The sequence below is a fragment of the Phyllobacterium sp. 1468 genome (genome assembly GCF_031455525.1).
Taxonomy (GTDB): domain Bacteria; phylum Pseudomonadota; class Alphaproteobacteria; order Rhizobiales; family Rhizobiaceae; genus Phyllobacterium.
Genome location: NZ_JAVDSX010000001.1, coordinates 525,144 through 545,443, shown reverse-complemented (window position 1 = coordinate 545,443; position 20,300 = coordinate 525,144). Strand labels below are relative to the sequence as shown.

Genomic DNA, 20,300 nt, shown 5'->3' with positions numbered 1-20,300 from the left:
CTAGGGATTTGGCCGAAGCAGCGCCTGAAGCTCCTCGATTGTCTCCACTGGTGCAAGACAGACGAACCCGCGGCACAAATAGGCTGCGGGTTTGTTTATTGTGACCTCGCCGGCGCCCGGAACGAGTTCCATCTTTCCCCCTTTGCGAAACTCAATCCATATATCGGTACGGCGCGGGTCCGGCCTGCGAGCCGCCAGTTTCATAAGCTGATGGTCTAACTCCGGCGCAACAATAACCAGTTTCAACGGCTCAAGCAGGAGGCTGGCGCTGTTGAAAACTCCCGCCTGTCCATAACGCTGCTGAAGCACCCTGCCCAGCGCATTCTCAGCAACATTTTCCGCATTCTGCCGAAGCTCTTCATCTCCGGTTATGGTCGCGAGGCGCATCATGGCTTCGAGAATTTGGCTGGTCGCGCTAGGTATCGCCTCGTCCTGATCGCCGCGCACCCGAATGATGACATCCGCACTGTCGGAAGCGCTGAGGGCATAATTGCCGTCTTGGGTCTTGTGCCATTTTTCCAGCATTGTCAGCCAATGCTGCGCATCCCTTATATACAGCTTGTCCTGCGTCGCCTGATAGAGCGACAGAGCGGCGTTGATCATCGCGGCATAGTCTGATGATAGCCCTGGAAACAGCCGCGACTTACCGAGTACCGAATGCGGAAGCCGCCCGTCCACAGTCGATTCGGATATGGAACGATAAGCTATCTCGCCTAATTGCAACCAATCCGGCCGATCGAATGCGCGTGCCGCCTCCGCGAGTGCGCGGATCATCAGGCCGTTCCAATCGGTGAGTGCTTTGTCATCCCGTCCGGGGCGAACGCGGGTCTCGCGCATGGAGAAGAGGCTTTGCCTCGCGTCGGCCAGTTGTTTTTCCACATCGGCATCGAGACTGTCGAGGGCGTGGAGACGATTTAGGATCGTTTTCCCTTCCCAGTTCCCGTTCTCGTTCACATCATAAATTTGGCGAAGAGTCTCGAATTCTGGGTCATCGGGGATTTGGGCAGCCTCCCAAACATAGAAGCGGCCCTCCTCGCCTTCGCTATCAGCGTCGAGACTGGACGCAAAACGTCCGTCGATAAGCATTTCTCGCTGCAACCACCCCACCGTCTCTTCGATTCGCCTACGGAACAATTCATCTTGGCTTTCCGCATATGCGTATGTAGCGTGGCGGATGAGCTGCGCATTGTCGTAGAGCATCTTTTCGAAGTGCGGAACCAACCAATTGTCGTCGACCGAATAGCGGGATAATCCGCCGCCCAGATGATCGTAAATCCCGCCCTGAAGCATTGTTTTCAGGCTGGTTAGAAATGCATCCCGATGAGCCGTCTGACCATTTCGAAGCCAGGACAGCCACAAAGTATCCATGAAGGGAGCATTTGGAAACTTGGGGGCACCCGAGAGGCCTCCTTTTGAGAGATCCATCATGCTGTAGACATCAGCGGCGAAGCGATCGAACAGATCCTTGTGGATTGCGGTGGACCCCGCCTGTGCATCGAGCCGCGCGCTTACATGCTTGAGAACCAGACGAACATTTTGTTCGACGCGCGTCCGATCCTCATGCCACGCTGCGCTGATCGAACGGAGTACATCAAGGAAGCCCGGCCTGCCATACTTGGAGTGTTTTGGAAAATAAGTACCGCCCCAGAAGGGTTCGGCCTCCGGTGTGAGGAACATCGTCAATGGCCAGCCGCCCTGTTGGCCCATAGCACCGAGAGAAGCCATATATATTTGATCGATGTCGGGCCGTTCTTCGCGATCCACTTTCACATTGATGTAGAGGTCATTCATCAGCGCTGCGACTTCATCGTCTTCGAAACACTCATGGGCCATGACATGGCACCAATGGCAGGCGGCGTAACCAACGGATAGCAGGATGGGCTTGCGGGCTTCTCGAGCCTCGTCTAATGCGAGCTTGCCCCAAGGCCGCCAGTGAACAGGATTTGTCGCATGCTGGCGCAGATAAGGGCTCGACTCGCGTGCAAGCAGATTGACTTTCTCGAACATCGGAACTGCCAGACCCTTTTCGATCGAAACACGACAGTCTATCAAGGTCCAGTGTAGGCGCGGATTAAATGAAATGAAACAGATCGATGTTTTGAGTGACACTATTTTCGCTCTTTCCAGCGGCAGGCTTCCCTCTGGTGTAGCCGTTATGCGAATTTCTGGGGCCAAGACTCGATTCGTTATCGAAACAATCTCTGGCGGCCTTCCCGAACCAAGAATTGCTGTGCTGCGCCCTCTAAAAGATTCAGACAACGCTCTTATCGATCGTGGGCTCGTCCTCTTCTTTCCAGCACCGGCCAGCTTCACCGGCGAAGATTGCGCAGAGCTCCATCTTCACGGGGGCAAGGCCGTTGTGGACGGGATGATTACGGCCTTATACAAATTCGAGGGCTGCCGAATGGCGGAAGCGGGAGAATTTACCCGCCGAGCTTTTGCCAACGGAAAATTTGATTTAACAGTGGCTGAGGGCCTCGCCGACCTAATTGCGGCGGAAACCGACGGGCAACGCAAGCTTGCGCTACAGATTTCCTCGGGAACCCAAGCCACACTCTATGCGTCTTGGCGCACCGAACTGATACGTGCGCGCGCTTTGATAGAAGCCGAACTCGATTTCGCTGATGAATCGGATGTTCCAGGATCGGTCTCCGATCAGGTTTGGAGATCGATGGGCAATTTGGCCGACCGCATTGGAAAGCATGTTGCAGACGGAAAGCGCGGAGCGATGGTCCGCGACGGTTTTCGCGTGGTTATCGTCGGGGCGCCGAATGCGGGCAAATCCAGCCTTTTGAATGCGCTGGCGGGTCGCGACGTTGCTATCGTATCCGACGAGCCTGGTACAACCCGCGACCTGATCGAGATAAAGCTCGACTTGAACGGACTTCCTGTGCTGGTCACCGATACGGCCGGCTTGCGCGAGACTGAGGGCAAGGTCGAAAGAATAGGAATCAGCCGCGCGAAAGAACTGGCGTCTGCGGCGGATTTGGTACTCACCTTAACCGATCTATCGAACCCTGTGGCGCCCGCGCTGGAGGATGTTGCAGACAGCCTCACCCTCCGTCTCGGCACGAAATGTGATCTTGCGCCGCCTTCGGCGAATTCCAAATATGATCTGGTCATCTCCACTCGAACCGGGGAAGGTCTGGATGATTTGGTGGAAACGCTCGCCAAACGAGCAACGGTAGCAGCGGGCGATCTCTCGGACCCGTTGCCCACGCGCCGCCGGCACATGGAACTTCTGGCCGAAACTGGCAGGGAGATCAACGCTGCGCTTCGTGAAGAGACGGCACCACTGGAGGTTCGGGCTGAGTACCTGCGTCGCGCCTCGCATTCGTTGGGGCGTATTACTGGGGATGTCGATGTCGAAGATATTTTGGATGTTGTCTTCTCGCAATTTTGCATCGGCAAATGATTCACGTGAAACACTGGGGATCGAAGCGGCTGGCGCGAACGACGACGTGCGGCTTGAGGATGCCATCGTCGTGCCGATTGTTTCACGTGAAACATGCTCTATGGCCCCACACTTGACTCTCGGCTCGGTTTTGCCCATCAAGGCAAAGATTCGAATCTCTGAAAGTTGTGGCTCGTGAAAGACGTTTTTGATGTCATCATTATTGGTGGCGGTCACGCAGGCTGTGAAGCGGCGGCTGCCTCAGCGCGCTTTGGTGCGAAGACGGCGCTAATAACACATCGTGCGGACACGATAGGGGTGATGTCGTGCAACCCGGCTATCGGCGGACTGGGCAAGGGTCACCTTGTACGCGAAATAGACGCCCTCGATGGTCTGATGGGCCGTGTGGCAGACGCTGCGGGTATTCAATTTCGGCTACTCAATCGACGAAAGGGCCCCGCCGTTCGTGGGCCACGCACCCAAGCGGATCGCAAGCTCTATCGGGTTGCCATGCAGCGGGCAATTGCCGAGCAGGAACATTTAACGGTGGTCGAGGGCGGTGCCAGCGACCTCGCCGTTGAAAATGGCAGGGTCACTGGAGTCCAGTTGATGGATGGACGCGTACTATCCTGCGCGTCAGCGGTTCTAACGACTGGAACATTTCTACGAGGCCTCATTCATATTGGGGAAAAGCAGATCCCTGCCGGACGTATCGGTGAAGCCCCTGCCCTTGGGCTCTCAGACACTTTGGCAAAGCACGCGTTTGCCCTCGGACGCTTGAAGACTGGAACGCCGCCGCGGCTTGACGGGCGTTCAATCAATTGGCAGAACCTCGAAGTTCAGTCCGCCGATGCGGATCCATTGCCATTTTCGCTGATGACAGATTCAATTCAGAATCCGCAAATTGATTGCGGCATCACGCGAACCACGCCGGAAACACATGCGATTATCCGGGCAAACTTGCATCGATCGGCCATGTATTCTGGCTCCATTGAGGGTATCGGGCCGCGTTACTGTCCATCCGTCGAAGATAAAATCGTAAAGTTCGGCGATCGGGATGGGCACCAGATATTCCTTGAGCCGGAAGGACTAGACGACGACACGGTCTATCCAAACGGCATATCGACATCGCTGCCGGAGGATGTCCAGCTTGAACTGTTGAAAACTATACCGGGTCTGGAGCAGGCCGTTATGTTGCAGCCGGGCTATGCGATCGAATACGATTTTATCGATCCTCGCGAACTTGATCGCAGTCTGCAAACGCGCCGCGTTTCCGGCCTTTTCATGGCCGGCCAGATCAATGGAACCACCGGTTATGAGGAGGCCGCGGCACAAGGTCTGCTTGCTGGCCTCAACGCTGCACGTCTCGCCGCCGGCTCCGTTCCTGTCATTATTCAGCGCACGGAGGCTTATATAGGCGTTATGGTGGATGATCTCACATCTCGCGGCGTAAGCGAGCCATACCGCATGTTTACATCCAGGGCGGAATTCCGGCTGTCGCTTCGGGCAGACAACGCCGATGAACGTCTAACTCCGATGGCTGAACGGCTCGGCATTCTCGGTCGAGCGCGCAAGGAACGCTTTGCTGGCCGCACGCGTGATCTCGATGCAGCGCGCGAACTCGCGAAAGGCTTGACGATCACTCCCAATGCGGCAGCGCGAGCCGATCTCCATTTGAACCAGGATGGTATCCGGCGCTCGGCCTATGACCTGTTGGCGTTCCCCGATATAAACTTCGTACGTCTCAAGCAAATTTGGCCGGAACTTGGTGAGATCGATGGTCGTATCGCTGATGCGCTGGAGATTGAGGCGCAGTATGCGGTATATCTTGACCGCCAAAAAGCAGATGTCGCCGCCATGGAGCGCGAAGAATCCTTGCTGATTCCCCAGTCGATTGATTTCTCCACAACAGCTGGCTTGTCAAACGAGCTCAAGCAGAAGTTAAAGCAGCGGCAGCCACGATCGGTTGCGGAAGTGCAACGGATTGATGGAATGACGCCGGCAGCCGTGGCGCTCATCGTTGCCCAGATACGCCGGACCGCCAGGCGTGATGTGGCGTGAATTCTGGTCGGGAAAAACGCCTAAGAGAAGTGGTATCCACTGTTTCACGTGAAACAATGGAAAATCTGTACGGCTTTGAAGAGCTTTTCCGCAAGTGGTCAACGGCGATCAATCTGGCGTCGCCCTCTACGCTCGATCAACTTTGGGAACGGCATATTGTTGATAGTGCTCAACTTTTCGACATGGCGCCGAATGCCTTGAGGTGGTTGGATCTTGGCTCCGGCGGTGGGTTTCCCGGTATTGTGCTGTCAATACTTATGAGGCAAAGACCGGGCAGCAGTATCGATCTGGTCGAAAGCAATGGTAAGAAAGCGGCTTTTTTGCGCACGGCGATTGGTCAGTTCTCCACCTCCGGAACCGTCCATGCCATGCGAATCGATGCTGCCTGGGCTAAAATTGCTACCCCGGATATCATTACTGCCCGCGCTCTCGCCTCGCTAAGCGGCTTATTTACGCTTGCGGAGCCTTGGTTGACCCGAGGTGCAGTGGCACTTTTTCAAAAAGGACGGGATTACCGGAGGGAAATCGAGGAAAGCCGTGACGCATGGTCGTTTGATCTGGTAGAACGTGAGAGTGCCGTCGACAAAGATTCTGTAGTTCTACAAGTCAGCAATTTGAGGCGGAACGACACAAACGCATAGATTTGCATTCGCTTGATCGGCCCCGATCAACGATTTGCTCAGGAAGCCAAGCGATGAACAGCCAGACTCGCATCATTACCATAGCCAACCAAAAGGGTGGAGTGGGGAAGACTACCACCGCGATTAATCTGGCAACGGCACTGGCGGCTATCGGCGAGACAGTGTTGATTGTGGATCTTGATCCCCAAGGCAATGCGAGTACCGGTCTTGGTGTTGATCGAAAGAATCGAACGATATCGTCCTACGATGTCGTGATGCAGGCGGCCTCCGTCGAGGAAGCAGCTGTGCCTACGGCCGTGCCGAATTTGTCGTTGATACCATCGACGTTGGACCTTCTTGGGGTCGAAATGGAGATTGCAAACGCGTCCGACCGCGCTACCCGGTTACGCAGAGCGTTTCGTGGCGGCGCAAAGGCGTCCCCCTTTACCTACATCTTGATCGATTGCCCCCCCTCGCTCAATCTGTTGACAATGAATGCGATGGCTGCGGCCGATTCAGTTCTGGTTCCACTACAGTGCGAGTTCTTCGCGCTGGAAGGATTAAGCCAGCTTTTGGAGACGGTGAATCAGGTCAGAACCTCACTCAATCCCAACCTGACGATCCAGGGAATCGTGCTTACGATGTTCGACGGGCGCAATAATCTCGCGACACAGGTTGTGGATGATGTTCGCTCGTTCATGGGCGACAAAGTTTACCGGACGGTTATACCGCGCAATGTTCGGGTTTCAGAGGCGCCGTCATACGGAATCCCGGCGATTTTATATGATCTGAAATGTGCGGGCAGCCAGGCTTATCTGCAGCTCGCATCCGAAGTCATTCAGAGAGAGCGGCATTTGCGTGCGGCCTAAGCATCGATTCGAATACGAAACATTTATGAGAGCCCTGTTACAATGAACGAAGACCTGTCAAAGAAACGTTTGGGCCGTGGTCTGGCAGCCCTCATAGGCGAGATGGACCGTGTGCCCGATGAGGCGATGCCGCAGTCTATGGCGAATCTGGATCGCCAAGTCCCTATCGAGTTCATAACACGAAATCCGCGCAACCCACGGCGCCAATTTACAGAAGGCGATCTCGAGGATCTGACGCAGTCGATTCGGGAACACGGCATCGTCCAACCCGTGGTTGTTCGCCCGGCAAAGGCTTCCGCTGGCCATTACGAATTGATTGCGGGTGAGCGCCGCTGGCGTGCGGCCCAGCGGGCCGGGCTTGCGACAGTCCCGGTCATTATCCGCGAAGTTGACGATCGCGTCGCGCTTGAACTCGCAATTATCGAAAACGTGCAACGTGCCGACCTCAATCCCATCGAAGAAGGTATGGGATATCAACAACTTATCGATGACCACGAGTATACCCAAGCCGATCTGGCACAGGTGATCGGCAAGAGCCGCAGTCATGTTGCGAATACGCTGCGGCTGCTTAAGCTGCCCGACTCAGTGCGCGACATGATTACAAATGGTTCGTTATCGGCCGGTCATGCTCGCACCCTCATCACCACGGAAGACCCGGCTGCGCTTGCCGAAAAAATCATAAGGGGTGGCTTGTCAGTACGCCAGGCTGAAGCGCTTGCGCAGGATGATGGCAAGCCGTCAGCTGTCAAGCGGAAAACGGAGCCCGGGGAGGGCAAGGACGCGGATACCAAGGCGTTGGAGAAGCTGCTTTCCGATGTTATGGGAATGCGCGTGTCGGTCAATCACGTGAACAATGGCGGCGATGTCCGCATCCATTATACGACGCTGGAGCAGCTCGATGAGATCTGCCAGCGCCTGCAAAATCGAGCGAAGTGGGGCGGTCTCGCCTAACGCATTTTTTTCAGCGGCTGCGCGCTGCACGCGCGGCCTCGGCCGCGAGGGCAATCATGGATTGCCGGATGATCGGGACGGCCAGCGCGGCGTTGCGCCGGCTCTCAAGGACCGTTCGCTGCAACCGCTCGATAGCACGCGCACATGATTGCGTCGTCCAATACCGAAGAGCAGTTTCGACCAGTTTTTTGCGTGCGAAGAAGATGGGAGGTCTGGCAGCCATAACGGCGGAACTCGCATTTTTCCCGTCATTTTCCATGCCGTAACGTAACGTTTGTAACGACTGAAACTGGCGGATTGCAGCGCTGAGCACAAGAAAACTCGATGAACCAGTTCCGATGACGCGATCGAATGCATGGGTGAAATCGACGATGTTTCCGATCATCATCGCATCGACAATGGTGTCATAGGAGACAGCGCTGACGTCCCCGATGATCTCGCGTACATCATCAATGGAGATGCGCTCTTTGCCGTATGCGTAAAGGCAGATTTTGTCGAGCTCGGCTCGTGTAGCGAGACGGTCTCCGCCGAGACTTTCTTTGAGAAGATTGCGGGCATCCAGCGCGATCTGCAGCCGGTTCTTCGTCAGCACGTCGTCAATAGTGCCATCAATTCCACGTGCATCATCGCTATAGCAGGGAAGGGCCATAGCGCTGGAGCTCTGCTCGACGATGCCACGTAAGCCAGCACCCTTCTTCAGGTCTGCGGCCTCTACGAGGATAAATGTATCAGTGGGCGGGTTTTTGGCGAGGAAGCCAACCGCGTCCGCCAACCCTTTCTGGCCGGCCGCGCCGCGCACCCAGATCAGACGCTCGCCGCCAAACATGGAAATCGTGTTTGCCTCGTCGGACAGCCTGCCTGGCTCGGCGTTGATATCGTCAGCGTCAAGTCGAATGACCGCAAAGGGATCGTCTTTCGCAAGGCCTGTGAGTTTGATGAAAAGGTCGGCTCGCTCGCTCACAAGGCCCTTGTCCGGTCCGTAGAGCAAAACGATCGGGTAGGCGCGATCCAGCCTTTTCAGGAAGGAATCAACTTCGTGCGCTTTCTTTTGTGCCATGATCCATGGGTTTACCCATTTCAGCCAGGATTGCAATTGTAACACCGCGAGTGGCAACCGGCATGCATCCAAACAGCAAAAAGGCCCAGGTAAACCTGAGCCTTTTGAACTTCGGACAACTGGAGCGGGAGAAGGGATTCGAACCCTCGACCCCAACCTTGGCAAGGTTGTGCTCTACCCCTGAGCTACTCCCGCATATGCCAGTTAAGTCTTGCGAAGCGGGGCCTATATGACCTAAGCGCCGGCTAATTGCAACAGGGAAATTTCGCCTTCTGCGAGATAAGGTGGAAATCGGTCATGAACCCTTGCCGGATGCGGCTTTCCACTTGAGGAAGGGGCGCTGAACCATTACGAGAACACAGTTATTACACGAAAGACCAGCGAAAAGGCCGTCATGGGCAAGACATTCGATGAGTTGATGCAATATCTCGGCGACATGGGGATCGAGGTGTCGACGATTCGTCATGCAGCGGTGTTTACGGTGGCTGAAGCCCAAAACCTGCGTGGGCAGGTATCCGGCGCTCACACCAAGAATCTCTTTCTCAAGGACAAGAAAGACAACTACTTTCTCGTGACGGTGGATGAGGACGCTGAGGTCGATCTCAAGACGATTCATGGCAAGATCGGCGCTTCAAGCCGTGTATCGTTTGGCAAGCCGGAAAAACTGATGGAGTATCTTGGTTTGACGCCCGGAGCCGTCAGTGTGTTCGGGTTGATCAATGACGCGCAGCACCACGTCCGTGTGGTGCTCGACGAAAAGCTGATGCAGCACGACATCATCAATGCCCATCCTTTGACGAATGAGGCCACGACATCAATCCGGTGCGAAGATCTTCTGGCGTTCCTCAAGATGACTGGACACGAACCTCTCATCTTGAAAATCGATGGGGCAACCCCAAACTGATAGCCAGCATGAGTTGGCGATTACAAGAGGTTGTGGTTGAATGGAAGCGCAGATGACGGGAGAATTTCATGAGCAAAATAGATAACCCGTTCGGCAGCGGCTATGGCGCAGCCTCTGGCGCCCAGACCGTGTCCTATGGAACGCCATCTCCAAATGGAGGTACGCACAGTGCGGGCGACCTGATCAAGGAAACGACCACTGCAGCATTCTCCAAAGATGTGATTGCTGAATCGAAAAGCCAGCCGGTCCTTGTGGATTTCTGGGCTCCGTGGTGCGGACCATGCAAGCAGCTGACGCCTATTCTCGAAAAGGCAGTTCGTGCGGCTGGCGGACGAGTCAAGCTCGTCAAGATGAATATTGACGACCATCCGGCTATCGCCGGCCAGCTTGGAATCCAGTCCATACCCGCTGTCATCGCCTTCGCTGACGGGAAGCCGCTGGATGGTTTCATGGGAGCGCTCCCGGAATCGAAGGTAACAGAATTCATCGATCGTATTGCGTCACCCGATGGGGGCAGGGATGCGGCGATCCAGTCAGCCCTCGACGCAGCGGCTCATGCTGTAGAAGCCGGCGACGTCGAGCAGGCAGCCCAAATATATTCAGCCGTCCTTGGCGAAGTGCCAGAACACGTGGCGGCGCTTGCGGGGCTGGCTAATTGTTTGATCGAACTGAATGATTTCGAAAAGGCCAAAGCGACCTTGGCGCAAGTGCCTGCCGCCCACAAAGACGACGCGGGTGTGCGTGCCGCCGAGGCCAAGATTGCATTGGCTGAGCAGGTGGCAAAACTTGGTGATCCGGTAGTGTTGGAGGCGCGGCTGCAGGAAAACCCCAAGGATTACGAGGCACGCTTCGACCTTGCGATGATTCTGAATGCCAAAGGCCAGCGCAACGAAGCCGCCGATCAGCTTCTTGCAATCATGAAGGCTGATCGGGCATGGAACGACGATGGCGCCCGCAAACAACTGTTGCAGTTTTTTGACGCCTGGGGGGCGGCGGATGAAGCCTCGGTCACCGCACGTCGTAAATTATCTTCCCTGCTGTTCTCTTGAGAGAAATCAGGCACAATAGCCGAGACCACGTTTTTTCGGGCCGGAGTAGGCAATGCAAGCTGGAAATGTTCGTTATCGGACGTTGAATGATATTCCTGAAAACGTGCCGATCTTTCCCCTCTCGGGTGCGCTGCTGCTTCCAGGCGGGCAACTACCGCTCAACATTTTCGAACTGCGCTATTTAGCCATGGTGGACGCCGCGCTTGGCGGCAAGCGCATAATCGGGATGATCCAGCCGCGTTTCGATCAAGACAATGAGGACGGTGCCGACTTGTGTGAGGTTGGCTGCCTCGGCCGGATCACGTCGTTCGCTGAAACCGGCGATGGCCGTGTGCTGATAACGCTTCAGGGCATATGCCGCTTCCGGATCATCAAGGAACTCTCGACCCGCACTCCGTTTCGCCAATGCAAGATCGCGCCACTGCGTGCCGATCTCGACGAACCGGATGATTCGGAAGTGGATAGGCTCGCATTGCTGCGGGTATTTCGTGCTTATCTCGACGCCAACAGCCTTGAAGCCGATTGGGACGGCATCTCGCGAGCCGGCAATGAGACGCTGGTCAACGCGCTCGCGATGATGTCGCCCTTTGGTGCTGCGGAAAAACAGGCCCTCCTGGAGGCCGCGGATTTAAAGACGCGAGCCGAGACATTGATCGCTATAACCGAGATTGCACTCGCCAAAGATCAGGACGATTATGAAGGCAGCCTCCAGTGATACCCGCAGGGAAGAGGCATGACTGAAGAGAAGCGCGAAACAGTGATCGATCGTAAGTTGCTCGAGCTGTTGGTCTGCCCCTTGACCAAGGGCCCGCTCGTTTACGATCAGAAGCGGTCAGAACTGATTTCCAAATCGGCACATTTGGCCTATCCGGTGAGAGACGGTATTCCGATCATGCTGCCATCGGAAGCACGCCCGATCGAGGACTAAGGTCCACCGAGGCTTTTCACAGACGATTGTTTGCGGCATAGTCTCAGTCAGTTGTGCAACTGACTGCTTGCCTATATGACAAAGCGCAATAACAAACGCGAAATTCTGATTGCTACGGCGGCCGGTTTGTTCTGGCGGCAGGGCTATGCGACGACGAGTCTGGCTGATATCGCAACGGATTCTGGCGTGCCGCTGGGGAACATCTACTATTATTTCAAGAGCAAGGCCGACCTGGCGCTTGGTGTCGCCGATATCTTCGTGGCCGAGACCGAAAGCATGCTGGCGGAAATCACAGACGCCGACCAGAATCCGCGCACACGTTTAAAGCTGCTAATCGAGAAACTTGCCCACTCACTCAAAAGTCGGGTGGAGCATGGATGTCCGATTGCTCTAGGAATTCGGGACTTCAGACATGAATCGCCTGAAGCTGCCGGGCGGGCCGCCGAGACGTTCAGTTTGCTCATCGGTTTCATCGGGAGAGAACTCGGCCGTTCCGGTATTCGCCCTTCGAGCGCCTTGGGCATAGCGCGCAATGCGGTGGCGGAGTGGCAAGGTGGAATCATGCTTGCCCATGGTTTGAACGACTCGGCCGTTCTGGTCGAGAGTTTCCGGCGAATGGAACGATTATTGGTCGCGGGAACCGCTCGCTCCTGACGGCGACGACGCCACTCGCATCTCTTGGATAAAGGCCCTATATGAAGCCAGAAAAGCTCTTCAGGAGTCATGATGGCCAGAAGTAATCAAACTGCCGACTGGGCCAACCGCCTGTCACCGTCGCTGGGCGAGATCGAGTCGTTGGCGATCGAGGCTTATGCACATCTACCTGAAACGTTCCGTGCGCTATGCGGCGACATTACAATTCAGGTATCCGAATTTCCCGACGATCAGATTATAGAGGATATGGGACTCGAATCGCCCTTCGATTTGCTTGGCCTTTTTGAAGGTACCGGTATCGGCGAGCGGTTTTCCCTACAAACCGGCGAGCAGCCCAACCGGATCACCATCTACCGCCGTGCCGTTCTGGACTACTGGGCGGAATATGAGGAAGCGCTTGGCGATATCGTGACCCACATTCTCATCCACGAAATAGGGCATCATTTCGGTCTTTCGGATGAGGATATGGAACGCATCGAAGCAAGTGTAGAATAAAGTTACTGCACTAGAGCAAGTTTTGTCCGCCAGCGGGAAACCGATAAGGCGGGAGGGAATTTGCTCTAGTAGTCGCTCAACTTGATCCCGGGTTCGTAGTCGACGCCATCGATATCCTTGACAACAGCTTGACCGCATTGCATCACGCCTGTCGCCGAATTGAACGCGTAGGTAGGCGAACCATAAATGTGCCAGCCTTTGTTTATGGCTGCAGTCACCTTGTGACAGAAGCTTGCATCATCGGGGCCTGTTAAAATCCGGTACAATTTCATGTGAGGTTTCTTTCCCTGATCTATGCACGATCAGCCAATGCCGATTTCATTTTTCGCCGATAATGTCGAGTTTTTCCAGCAGCTTTTTTGCCATTTCGAGGTGCAGGCGTTCCACCATCCTGCCCTTCAGTGAAGTGACACCCTTAGCAAGGTTCTCCGGATGGGAGAATGCCTCAACAATCAACCGGGCCTCAGCGACTGAATTCGCATCGGGAAGGAAGGACGTATTGGCCGTTTCAATCTGTGATGGATGAATCAGGGACTTTCCGTCGAAACCCATCTGCACGGCCTCGGTGCACTCGGCCGCAAACCCCTCGAGGTCGGAGAAATCATTGTAAACGCCATCGATAATATCGAGCTTCCCAGCTTTGGCACACAACAGAACCTGCATGAGCCATGGCACTAGAGCGCCGCGAGCCTTCGTGCCGGTCTCCTTCGAAATATCGTTGGTCCCGATGACAAAACAGTCGAGCCGCGCCGTTGATCGCAATCCGAGCTCGGCAATTTCATCGGCGTTGAGGATCCCACGCGGGGTTTCGATCATCGCCCAAAGACGAATCCCCTCGGAAGCATCGGTCTCTTCGAGAATGTCGGCAACGCCGGTGATATCCTGCGGAGTCTCCACCTTAGGGAGGAGTATGGCGTCAGGTCTGCAGGCACGAGCGGCAAGCAAATCCTCGGAGTACCATTCGCTCCCGAGACCGTTAATGCGGATAACGCGTTCGGCTTTGCTTTTGGGAGAAGCAAGGAAATGTTCCCGTAATGCCTCGCGCGCGTCATCCTTGGAATCGGGGGCCACGGCATCCTCCAGATCGAAGATGAGGGCGTCGGCATCAAGCGATGCCGCTTTGGCCAGTGCCCGGTTGTTCGACGCGGGAACGTAAAGCACAGACCGGCGAGGGCGGAAAGTTCGGATCATTCACCTGTTTTGCCTTGATCAGACAGCCAAGACAAGGGCAATCGCAAGGGATGGAGGGACTTCGGCTCAAAGTGCCACAGGCGAAAAGCTTTGATTCGAGGTAAAGCTGGTGTAAAGCGAAACGCAAAGTTATTCCCCATATCTACAGGCAGATATCATGGACAAATTCACCAAGCTCACCGGCGTCGCAGCTCCGCTGCCGATTATCAACGTCGACACCGACATGATCATTCCGAAGGACTACCTCAAGACGATCAAACGCACGGGTCTTGGTACCGGTCTTTTTGCCGAAATGCGTTATAATGAGGATGGATCGGAAAACCCCGATTTCGTTCTTAACAAACCGGCCTACCGCAAGGCGCAGATTCTCGTCGCGGGCGATAATTTCGGTTGCGGCTCGAGCCGTGAACATGCGCCGTGGGCACTGCTCGATTTTGGCATTCGCTGTGTAATTTCGACCAGTTTCGCCGACATTTTTTACAACAATTGCTTCAAGAACGGCATTTTGCCGATCCGGGTCAGCCAGGAAGATCTCGAGAAGCTGATGGATGACGCGCAGCGCGGTGCAAATGCGACAATTTCCATCGATCTCGAAGAAATGACGATCAAGGGCCCAGATGGCGGCACGATCACTTTCGAGCTTGACGAGTTCCGCCGCTACTGCATGCTCAATGGTCTCGACGATATCGGCCTGACAATGGAAAAGGCCACGAAGATTGACAATTTCGAAGCGGCCAATGCCGCAAAGCATCCTTGGGCTTGAAACCAGTTTCCTAATCTGAAAGCCCGGTTTTCCGGGCTTTTTTCTGCGTCTTATGTGAGGTTCTACAATGGCAGCAAAAAAGCTTCTCCTCCTTCCGGGGGATGGTATCGGCCCCGAAGCAATGGCCGAAGTCCGCAAGATCATTGCCTATATGAATGCGGAATTGAAAAGTGACTTCTCGCTGGAGGAAGGGCTCGTCGGCGGCTGTGCCTACGATGCACACGGCAAGGCGATTTCCGAGGCGGATATGGAAAAAGCCCTGGCCGCCGATGCGGTACTGTTTGGCGCGGTCGGCGGACCAAAATGGGACAGCGTCCCCTATGATGTGCGCCCCGAGGCGGGTCTTCTACGCCTGCGGAAGGACATGGAGCTTTTTGCCAATCTGCGGCCAGCGATCTGCTATCCGGCGCTTGCCGATTCATCGTCCTTGAAGAAGGAGATCGTCGAAGGTCTCGATATATTGATCGTGCGGGAACTGACCGGCGGCGTCTATTTCGGTGAACCCAAGGAAATTCGCGACCTGGGTAACGGCCAGAAGCGTGGCATCGATACACAGATCTATGACACCTATGAGATTGAACGCATCTCAGGCGTTGCCTTTGAGCTGGCGCGAACGCGCGGCAACAAGGTGACGTCGATGGAAAAGCGCAACGTCATGAAGTCGGGTGTTTTGTGGAATGAAGTGGTAACAGCGACCCACAAGGCGAAATACTCAGACGTGAAACTCGAACATATGCTGGCCGATGCCGGCGGTATGCAGCTCGTTCGCTGGCCCAAGCAGTTCGACGTCATTGTCACCGACAATCTCTTCGGTGACATGCTCTCCGATATTGCGGCTATGCTTACCGGCTCGCTCGGTATGTTGCCGTCGGCTTCACTCGGTGCGCCCGACGCCAAGACTGGCAAGCGCAAGGCGCTTTATGAACCGGTGCACGGCTCGGCGCCAGATATAGCGGGTACAGGCGCCGCCAACCCTATCGCTATGATCGCGTCGTTCGCAATGTGTTTGCGGTATTCGTTCAATATGATTGCCGAAGCTGACAGGTTGGAGGCGGCCATAGCCGGCGTGCTCGATGATGGCCTTCGCACGGGGGATATAATGTCGGAAGGCAAGACTAAAATTGGGACCGTCGAAATGGGCGATGCAATTCTCGACAAGTTTAAGGCACTAGCTGCCTGAACGGCAATTCCAGAACAAGGGCCCGGCGCGAACGATCGCGCCGGGCTTTCTGTCGGTCTGATTACTCCACGTTGTGAAGATCGGTGCCTTTCGTTTCACGAACGAATAAGAGCCCGATAATCAAGGTCATCGCCGCAACAATGATCGGGTACCAGAGGCCATAATAGATATCGCCTTTGAATGCGCTCATTGCAAAGACAGTCGCAGGAAGCAACCCGCCAAACCAGCCGTTACCGATATGGTAGGGCAAGGACATGCCCGTATAACGGATGCGTGTCGGGAACATTTCGACAAGGATCGCTGCGATCGGGCCGTACACCATCGTCACATAGATCACGAGCACGAAGAGGATCGCGATGACCTTGGTCCAATTGACGGCAGCCGGATCGGCCACCATTTTGAACGCACCAGCGCCAGGAACCGTGTAAACGGCCACTTCGGTTGCTCCAGCCGCCTCTTCCGCGGTGATCAGCTTATCCTTGATAGCCTGATCGACCGGAACCATGGTCTTTGCGCCAGCGCGGATAGCAGCCGCATCGAGCGCGAGCTTCGGATTGGCTGCGACGAGAGCATCAAGCTTTGAGTCCACAACCTTCGCCGGGTCGCGGACGAGGGGATAGCCGCCGTCCTGGAGTGCGATGTTCACGGCCTTAGCGAAAGCGGCTTCCTTGGCCTTTGCCTCAGCCCCTGCAGCAACCGCGTCATAGGACTCCACCGTCTCCTCGCCAATCTTCACCGTTGCCACCGTACCAGGTGCAGCAGTTGCTGCGACGTCATACGGCACCGAGTTCCGGGTGAGGAACGATGTAGCGATATCGCAGGATGTGGTGAATTTTGCGGTGCCAGTGGGGTTGAACTGGAATTTGCAATCGCCGGGCGCAGCGGTCACGGTCGCACGAACGTTCTGCTGTGCGGCGGCAAGTGCGGGGTTTGCCGCCCAGGTTAGCGCCTTGAACAGCGGGAAGTAGGTGAAGATAGCGAGCGCCAATCCAGCCATGATGATCGGCTTGCGCCCAATCTTGTCCGACAGCCAGCCGAAGAACACGAAGAAGCTGGTGCCAAGCAGAAGGGCGATCGCGATCATGATGTTAACCGCTTGTCCGTCGACCTTCAGCACGTTCTGCAGGAAGAACAACGCGTAGAACTGTCCTGAGTACCATACAACGGCCTGACCAGCGGTAAGGCCAAACAGGGCAAGCAGCGCAATCTTGGCATTCTTCCACTGACCGAAAGCCTCAGATAGCGGAGCCTTTGAACCTTTGCCCTCTTCCTTCATGCGCTGGAAGGCGGGTGACTCACTCAAGGAAAGTCGAATCCACACTGAAATCCCTAGAAGAACAAAAGAAAGGATGAATGGAATACGCCAGCCCCAAGCAGCAAATGCATCCTTACCGAGCCAGTTCTGGATGACCAGAATAACGATCAGGGAAAGGAAAAGGCCAAGCGTTGCCGTGGTCTGGATCCAGGACGTGTAGTAGCCCCGCCTGTTGTCCGGCGCGTGTTCGGCGACATAGGTGGCGGCGCCGCCATATTCACCGCCGAGAGCGAGGCCCTGCAGCATGCGCAGGCCGATCAGGATGATTGGCGCGGCGATGCCCCAGGTGCCCGAACCTGGAAGAATACCTACAAGGAAGGTCGACAGACCCATGATCATGATAGTCACGAGGAACGTATATTTGCGGCCAACCAGATCGCCGATTCGACCAAAGACGAGTGCACCAAAAGGTCTAACCAGGAAGCCTGCCGCGAAGGCAAGCAGCGCAAAGATGTTGCGTGTGGCTTCCGGATACTCGCTAAAAAAGGCTGCGCCGATAAAAGCGGCTAGAGAACCATAAAGATAAAAATCGTACCATTCAAAAACCGTTCCGAGTGACGAAGCGAAGATAACCTTCTTTTCCTCTCTCGTCATACCCCGACTAGAAGTGTCGGCCACAGAAGTGGTTGCCATCTCATTTCCTCCCAGAAAACAGCAGTTGAGCCGAGAACATGACTGTACCCCTGTGCCATGTTCTTATCTGTCGACACTACGCATGGTCGTAAGCGGAGCCAATTGCCCCGCCATTGACAAAGCGCTGGTGAATGTCCTCCGGAATTTCCCCCCAAAGGTCACGCACCCGATATACGGATGAAGTGTTCACCATATATTGATCAAAGCAAAGCCCGCATCTTACGTCAATTGGCGAAAATTGTGCGTAACGCGACATATTCTTGTCATTTGCCGAGACAATTGACTCTTTACCGAAACCGCGTACAAGCACAGGCGGACAAGGAGATGCCCGCATGGGTGGCGAATCAACAGCGCGTCTTTTGACGAACGGTTCCGGCAAGCTTGCCGGAGGCATTGATGCGCGTGCTCTTGCCCTTAAAATTTCGGCCAAACAGACTGCGAAAACGACCACCAAAACGGTCTGATTTCCCTAGGCCTGCTCGCCCCCTCCCGGGTCCGGCCCGGGGGAGAAGACCCGCAGTGGCCAGCGGGTTTATACAGCAGAGAGGGACAGGAGATATTACAGATGAGTTTCAAGGTTGCGGTTGTTGGTGCCACGGGCAATGTGGGCCGCGAAATGCTTACAATACTGGAGGAGCGTGGCTTTCCGGTCAGCGAAGTCGTGGCGCTTGCGTCCCGCCGTTCACAGGGAACCGAGGTGTCCTTTGGCGACCGGACGCTGAAGGTCAAAAACCTCGATACTTACGATTTTTCCGATACAGATATCTGCCTGATGTCTGCCGGCGGTAATGTTTCGAAGGAATGGTCGCCGAAGATCGGCGCGCAGGGTTGTGTCGTCATCGATAACTCCTCCGCATGGCGCTACGATTCGAACGTACCGCTGATCGTGCCGGAAGTTAATCCCGATGCAATTACCGGTTTCACCAAGAAGAATATCATTGCCAATCCGAACTGCTCGACGGCTCAGCTCGTCGTCGCATTGAAGCCATTGCATGACAAGGCCCGGATCAAGCGCCTGGTGGTCGCGACCTATCAATCCGTGTCGGGGGCCGGCAAGGACGGCATGGACGAACTGTTTCAGCAGTCGCGGGCGGTATTCGTTGCCGATCCGGTGGAAGCCAAGAAATTTACCAAGCGCATTGCTTTCAATGTCATTCCGCACATCGACGTCTTCATGGAAGATGGCTCGACCAAGGAAGAATGGAAGATGGTCGCCGAGACCAAGAAAATGCTTGATCCGAAGATCAAGCTCACGGCGACCTGCGTCCGCGTACCGGTGTTCATCGGTCACTCAGAAGCGGTAAATATCGAATTCGAAAGCCCGATGAGCGCCGAGGAAGCCCGCGAGATCCTGAGCGATGCGCCCGGATGCCTGGTTGTTGATCGCCACGAAGATGGCGGCTATATCACGCCTTACGAAGCCGCCGGTGAAGATGCGACTTACATTTCACGTATCCGCGAAGATATTACAGTCGAGAATGGCCTTTCCATTTGGATCGTTTCCGACAATCTGCGCAAAGGTGCGGCATTGAATGCGATCCAGATTGCCGAGCTTCTGGTGGCGCGGGGGCTTATCCAGCCGAAAAAGATCGCGGCCTGATCATCAGCCGTTTGAATGAAAAAGGGCGTGGGAGACCGCGCCCTTTTAGTTGGCCTTGTCAATGCTGGCGATGAGATTGTCGCGCACAGTCATCAATTCGGCGCGTAGGTCTTTTGCTTCGCCCAGAGTGCAGCCAAATGCCTGTCCGATTGCAAGGGGAATGGCTTCGGCGCGTTTTCGCGTGGCGCGACCCTCATCCGTCAGCCCTATCAGAACCTGACGTTCATCCACCGTATCGCGGCGGCGCGTGATCAACCCTGCGTTTTCCAGACGCTTTAGAAGCGGGGTTAGCGTGCCTGAATCGAGGCTGAGCTTCTCCCCGATGGATTTGACCGTCTGTTTTTCACGCTCCCAGAGCACCACCATCACAAGATATTGCGGGTAGGTCAGACCGAGCGCCGCCAGTCGCGGCTGATAGGCACGCGTTACAGCGTTGGCCGTCGAGTAGATAGCGAAGCACAGGAAGTTTTCCAGTTTGAGGAGTGAGTCCGGTGCCTTTCCCGATGTTGCGTTCATTGTTCATCATCCTTTCAGGACAGCGCAGAATAACAAAGAGAACTCAATTGCGCATCATTTAATTTTTCATCAGGTATTGGAAACGTATTGCACACAACTAAATTGTGTGCAATACGTTTG

Annotated in this window: 21 protein-coding genes and 1 tRNA gene; 15 read left to right on the top strand and 7 right to left on the bottom strand. The window is 55.3% G+C overall.

All coding sequences use genetic code 11. From position 1 onward, the window contains the following. The gene (locus tag J2X72_RS02695) at window positions 1-2,007 is read right to left on the bottom strand and encodes a thioredoxin domain-containing protein (protein WP_310068165.1); all 2,007 of its coding nucleotides are present in this window, start codon (window positions 2,005-2,007) and stop codon (window positions 1-3) included. Window positions 2,008-2,080: 73 nt separating this feature from the next. Here J2X72_RS02695 and mnmE point away from each other — a divergent pair, with 73 nt between their 5' ends. The 5 genes from mnmE (at window position 2,081) to J2X72_RS02670 (ending at window position 7,895) form a co-directional block, all read left to right on the top strand. After that, window positions 2,081-3,415: a tRNA uridine-5-carboxymethylaminomethyl(34) synthesis GTPase MnmE gene (gene mnmE / locus J2X72_RS02690; protein ID WP_310068162.1), complete on the top strand. Its 1,335-nt coding sequence runs from the start codon at window positions 2,081-2,083 to the stop codon at window positions 3,413-3,415. Window positions 3,416-3,589: 174 nt separating this feature from the next. Then, complete coding sequence (gene mnmG / locus J2X72_RS02685; RefSeq protein ID WP_405044630.1) at window positions 3,590-5,455, top strand: tRNA uridine-5-carboxymethylaminomethyl(34) synthesis enzyme MnmG; 1,866 nt, start codon at window positions 3,590-3,592, stop codon at window positions 5,453-5,455. Window positions 5,456-5,511: 56 nt separating this feature from the next. Beyond that, window positions 5,512-6,096 carry a 16S rRNA (guanine(527)-N(7))-methyltransferase RsmG gene (gene rsmG, locus J2X72_RS02680; RefSeq protein ID WP_310068155.1) on the top strand — a complete coding sequence of 195 codons (585 nt, stop codon included), beginning with the start codon at window positions 5,512-5,514 and terminating at the stop codon, window positions 6,094-6,096. 53 nt (window positions 6,097-6,149) lie between these two features. Further along, window positions 6,150-6,944: a ParA family protein gene (locus tag J2X72_RS02675; protein ID WP_209998862.1), complete on the top strand. Its 795-nt coding sequence runs from the start codon at window positions 6,150-6,152 to the stop codon at window positions 6,942-6,944. A gap of 42 nt (window positions 6,945-6,986) precedes the next feature. Continuing rightward, window positions 6,987-7,895, top strand: a complete 909-nt coding sequence (locus J2X72_RS02670) for a ParB/RepB/Spo0J family partition protein (RefSeq protein WP_310068150.1) — start codon at window positions 6,987-6,989, stop codon at window positions 7,893-7,895. A gap of 10 nt (window positions 7,896-7,905) precedes the next feature. On the opposite strand, the gene holA is transcribed toward J2X72_RS02670, so the two are convergent. Next, window positions 7,906-8,952, bottom strand: a complete 1,047-nt coding sequence (gene holA, locus J2X72_RS02665) for a DNA polymerase III subunit delta (RefSeq protein WP_209998866.1) — start codon at window positions 8,950-8,952, stop codon at window positions 7,906-7,908. A 120-nt stretch (window positions 8,953-9,072) separates the two neighbouring features. Then, window positions 9,073-9,147: transfer RNA gene (locus tag J2X72_RS02660), tRNA-Gly, on the bottom strand. 199 nt (window positions 9,148-9,346) lie between these two features. Here J2X72_RS02660 and J2X72_RS02655 point away from each other — a divergent pair. From J2X72_RS02655 to J2X72_RS02630, 6 genes are all read left to right on the top strand, one after another. After that, entirely contained in the window at window positions 9,347-9,856 is a 510-nt protein-coding gene (locus tag J2X72_RS02655; protein ID WP_310068146.1) for a prolyl-tRNA synthetase associated domain-containing protein, read from the top strand. A 68-nt stretch (window positions 9,857-9,924) separates the two neighbouring features. After that, on the top strand, window positions 9,925-10,905 hold the full coding sequence (trxA, locus tag J2X72_RS02650; protein ID WP_209998868.1) for a thioredoxin: 981 nt from the start codon (window positions 9,925-9,927) through the stop codon (window positions 10,903-10,905). Between the two features lie 52 nt (window positions 10,906-10,957). Then, entirely contained in the window at window positions 10,958-11,620 is a 663-nt protein-coding gene (locus J2X72_RS02645) for an LON peptidase substrate-binding domain-containing protein (protein WP_310068143.1), read from the top strand. A gap of 18 nt (window positions 11,621-11,638) precedes the next feature. Then, window positions 11,639-11,833 (top strand): Trm112 family protein, encoded by a 195-nt coding sequence (locus J2X72_RS02640; RefSeq protein WP_112524953.1) that lies wholly within the window; start codon window positions 11,639-11,641, stop codon window positions 11,831-11,833. A gap of 75 nt (window positions 11,834-11,908) precedes the next feature. Continuing rightward, the gene (locus tag J2X72_RS02635) at window positions 11,909-12,487 is read left to right on the top strand and encodes a TetR/AcrR family transcriptional regulator (RefSeq protein ID WP_310068139.1); all 579 of its coding nucleotides are present in this window, start codon (window positions 11,909-11,911) and stop codon (window positions 12,485-12,487) included. A 72-nt stretch (window positions 12,488-12,559) separates the two neighbouring features. Next, window positions 12,560-12,982, top strand: coding sequence for a metallopeptidase family protein (locus tag J2X72_RS02630; protein WP_209998871.1), 423 nt, complete (start codon window positions 12,560-12,562; stop codon window positions 12,980-12,982). 65 nt (window positions 12,983-13,047) lie between these two features. Here J2X72_RS02630 and J2X72_RS02625 read toward each other — a convergent pair whose 3' ends face one another. Continuing rightward, on the bottom strand, window positions 13,048-13,254 hold the full coding sequence (locus J2X72_RS02625) for a DUF1737 domain-containing protein (protein ID WP_112524959.1): 207 nt from the start codon (window positions 13,252-13,254) through the stop codon (window positions 13,048-13,050). Window positions 13,255-13,300: 46 nt separating this feature from the next. Further along, window positions 13,301-14,173, bottom strand: coding sequence for a CoA ester lyase (locus J2X72_RS02620; RefSeq protein ID WP_310068134.1), 873 nt, complete (start codon window positions 14,171-14,173; stop codon window positions 13,301-13,303). Between the two features lie 157 nt (window positions 14,174-14,330). Between J2X72_RS02620 and leuD the strand changes: the two genes are divergently transcribed. Together leuD and leuB are read left to right on the top strand one after the other, a co-directional pair. Next, the gene (gene leuD, locus J2X72_RS02615) at window positions 14,331-14,936 is read left to right on the top strand and encodes a 3-isopropylmalate dehydratase small subunit (protein WP_209998873.1); all 606 of its coding nucleotides are present in this window, start codon (window positions 14,331-14,333) and stop codon (window positions 14,934-14,936) included. Between the two features lie 67 nt (window positions 14,937-15,003). Next, window positions 15,004-16,116 (top strand): 3-isopropylmalate dehydrogenase, encoded by a 1,113-nt coding sequence (leuB, locus tag J2X72_RS02610; protein ID WP_209998875.1) that lies wholly within the window; start codon window positions 15,004-15,006, stop codon window positions 16,114-16,116. Window positions 16,117-16,177: 61 nt separating this feature from the next. Here leuB and J2X72_RS02605 read toward each other — a convergent pair whose 3' ends face one another. Beyond that, window positions 16,178-18,064 carry an MFS transporter gene (locus J2X72_RS02605; RefSeq protein ID WP_310068129.1) on the bottom strand — a complete coding sequence of 629 codons (1,887 nt, stop codon included), beginning with the start codon at window positions 18,062-18,064 and terminating at the stop codon, window positions 16,178-16,180. A gap of 332 nt (window positions 18,065-18,396) precedes the next feature. Here J2X72_RS02605 and J2X72_RS02600 point away from each other — a divergent pair, with 332 nt between their 5' ends. Together J2X72_RS02600 and J2X72_RS02595 are read left to right on the top strand one after the other, a co-directional pair. Further along, complete coding sequence (locus J2X72_RS02600; RefSeq protein WP_310068127.1) at window positions 18,397-18,528, top strand: hypothetical protein; 132 nt, start codon at window positions 18,397-18,399, stop codon at window positions 18,526-18,528. A 101-nt stretch (window positions 18,529-18,629) separates the two neighbouring features. After that, complete coding sequence (locus J2X72_RS02595; RefSeq protein ID WP_209998878.1) at window positions 18,630-19,664, top strand: aspartate-semialdehyde dehydrogenase; 1,035 nt, start codon at window positions 18,630-18,632, stop codon at window positions 19,662-19,664. Window positions 19,665-19,709: 45 nt separating this feature from the next. Here J2X72_RS02595 and J2X72_RS02590 read toward each other — a convergent pair whose 3' ends face one another. Beyond that, the gene (locus tag J2X72_RS02590; protein ID WP_310068124.1) at window positions 19,710-20,180 is read right to left on the bottom strand and encodes a MarR family transcriptional regulator; all 471 of its coding nucleotides are present in this window, start codon (window positions 20,178-20,180) and stop codon (window positions 19,710-19,712) included. Window positions 20,181-20,300 lie beyond the last annotated feature (120 nt).